This is a genomic window from Clostridium thailandense, assembly GCF_019207025.1.
Classification (GTDB): domain Bacteria; phylum Bacillota; class Clostridia; order Clostridiales; family Clostridiaceae; genus Clostridium_AM; species Clostridium_AM thailandense.
This window is the reverse complement of record NZ_JAEEGC010000219.1, coordinates 1-2,437: the sequence shown is the minus strand read 5'-3', so window position 1 is coordinate 2,437 and position 2,437 is coordinate 1. Positions and strand designations below refer to the sequence as shown.

Below are 2,437 nucleotides of genomic sequence, written 5' to 3'. Positions count from 1 at the left end.
TGACGTGTATAGAGCTTAATAGAATCTTTTAAGGCAAGTTCACTTTATTCACTGCTCTCCAACTTATGGAGAGGTAGTGGATAAAATGAACTTATTTTTTATTTATGATTTTTGAACTATTTAGTTACTAGCAATAGACCAATAGTACATAAAAGCATTCCAAAAATCTGATGTAATGAAATATGTTCTTTATATACAAAGACACCAACAATCAATAAAACACAGGCTAGACTGATATTTGCTACAAGTGAACCTGTGCTAACATTCCAACCAACTCTGTAAATGTAAATATACCCGAATTCAAGTGCAACGATTGAAAATCCTAAAGCTACAGCGGTCCAATTTGCTTTTTGAATTTCAGTGATTACATTTTTGTTCTCACTTGTAATAAAAAATAATAGTACAGACAATAAAGTAGCAGTAAAATAGGTTATTGAAAGTGATGCTAAAGGATGTACTTCATTAGGCGTTAATTTCGCACTGATATTATAGAGAGTATTCGCTGCTACAACAATGATAATAGGCCAAAATAAATTAATCATATATACCTCCTAAAAACAAAAAACCGCAAACAAAAAACCTTTGTCTGCGGTAGGTGTTCACCCGAACTACTTAATCCTTTTAGTTAAATATACCATGTTTTTTAAAATTTATCAAATTCCAGTTTATAGAGCTTATGTTTAAACGTCTAATTTTTTAGCCATTAGGCTTTTATATTTATTACTATATATAAATACTAACATTATTATTTACATGCGTCATTCTACAAAAAGTCAGAATGTTCTATATAAATACTTGTACTTATTGTCCAACTGCATGCTTAATATTAATACATACATGTCTCTTGATTATAAAGTACAATTAATATTAATTAAAATCTGTTTATATAAATAGAATATCTAATTTTATTATAAAAATATGATCGATGTAAGGTGATTAGTGTGAATATTAGTTTAAGTATGCTTATAGAGAAGTTAGAACATCATAAACCACAAACATATATAACTAGACAGGAACCTATATATATTAAAGCTATTAAACAAATTAGTAAAAATCAGACTTTATTTGAATCATCCATATTATATATGTCTAAAGCTTCACTTTTACCTCAAACCGATATTTACAGTGATCCAATTAACTTACTATGTATTTCTGACACTCCCCTTCCATCCCAATACCTTGAAAGTTCAAACTTTAATTTAATAGTTTTAGAAAACTGTAATGATTTTTTTCAAAAGATAAATTTTAGAAAAGGAATTTTTAATTTAATATAGAATATTATTTAATACAAGTAACAGATAATGTTATTACCATAAGCTAGATTACAGCCACATAAGGGGAGCGCTTAGTATAATAACATACACTAAATATATTAAGGGGATGGATAATATGATTTTAGGAATCAGTGCAAGTGGCAGAAAAGATGGAATTATCAGCAAGACAGTGAAAGCTATATTGGAAGCAAGTAATTCAGAGTATGAATACATCTCATTGTCAGGCAAGAGAATTAATGGTTGTATTGGATGTACACTTTGCGCCGCAGATAATCAGTGCAAAGTTAAAGATGATTGGAATGAGATAGCAGAAAAAATGTTAATGGCAGATGCAATTGTTTTTGGTGCTCCTAATTATGGAGAGACTATAAATGCCCTTGGTCATGCATGCTTGGAAAGAACTTTTTGCTTTCGACACAGAGAAGCTTTTAGTCTATCTGGCAAGATTGGTGTAGCGGTTAGTGCTAGTTATAGTGAGGAAGGAACTAATTTAGTCAATATGATTATAAAAAAATCTATGATGGTTAATAAGATGTCAGTAGTTGGTGATGTATCCGCTCATGGATATTCCCAATGTTACACATGTGGATTTGGTCAGAACTGTAATGCAGGAAACGTGGTTAAAAAATATGGCCCTTTGGATAAAATTGAAAAGAAACATCTTCCACCTAGTTTTGAAGAGCAGGAAGATACAATTTTTCAAGTTAATAATATTGGAAAATTATTGGGGTCTTTAGGAGTCTGAATTTAGTTAGGTTTACTATAAATGCTGTTGCCAAAATATTTATTTACATTTTGGCAACAGACAATCATGATAGTGGCTTTCACCACAATCAATGAAAACTAAATGACAATGAATATCCTAGCAGTGGTACAATAAAGATGCCGAATGGATTGCTGATCTAGTACGACATGGTCTAGTAAAGGCAAGTTACATCCCAAATCGAGATCAAAGAGAATTACGTGAAATTACTCGTTATCGTCAGGAGCTTATTGAAGAACGTGCAAGAGAGCTTAATCGTATTCAAGCTGTATTAGAAGGTGCAAATATTAAGCTCGGAAGTGTTATTTCAGATATAAATGGCAAAAGTAGTATCAATATTTTAAAATCCATTATCTCTGGAAATACAGATCCAATATTTTTAAGTGAACTTGCATGTGGA

At 30.7% G+C, this 2,437-nt stretch carries 3 protein-coding genes and 1 pseudogene; 3 read left to right on the top strand and 1 reads right to left on the bottom strand.

What is annotated here, in order from left to right:
* Positions 1–116: 116 nt before the first annotated feature.
* Positions 117–542, bottom strand: a complete 426-nt coding sequence (locus I6U48_RS28755; RefSeq protein ID WP_218323947.1) for an EamA family transporter — start codon at positions 540–542, stop codon at positions 117–119.
* A 399-nt stretch (positions 543–941) separates the two neighbouring features.
* Between I6U48_RS28755 and I6U48_RS28750 the strand changes: the two genes are divergently transcribed.
* The 3 genes and pseudogenes from I6U48_RS28750 to I6U48_RS28740 all read left to right on the top strand — a co-directional run.
* The gene (locus I6U48_RS28750) at positions 942–1,274 is read left to right on the top strand and encodes a hypothetical protein (protein WP_218323946.1); all 333 of its coding nucleotides are present in this window, start codon (positions 942–944) and stop codon (positions 1,272–1,274) included.
* A gap of 115 nt (positions 1,275–1,389) precedes the next feature.
* A complete protein-coding gene (locus I6U48_RS28745) occupies positions 1,390–2,019 on the top strand; it encodes an NAD(P)H-dependent oxidoreductase (protein WP_218323945.1) in 630 nt (209 codons plus the stop codon).
* A gap of 133 nt (positions 2,020–2,152) precedes the next feature.
* A pseudogene (locus tag I6U48_RS28740) lies at positions 2,153–2,437 on the top strand (IS110 family transposase); the annotation flags it as partial.

Bases quoted from the DNA above. Each gene is read 5' to 3' on its own strand.
- I6U48_RS28755 (WP_218323947.1), bottom strand. From the start codon at position 542: ATGATTAATTTATTTTGGCCTATTATCATTGTTGTAGCAGCGAATACT.
- I6U48_RS28745 (WP_218323945.1), top strand. From the start codon at position 1,390: ATGATTTTAGGAATCAGTGCAAGTGGCAGAAAAGATGGAATTATCAGC.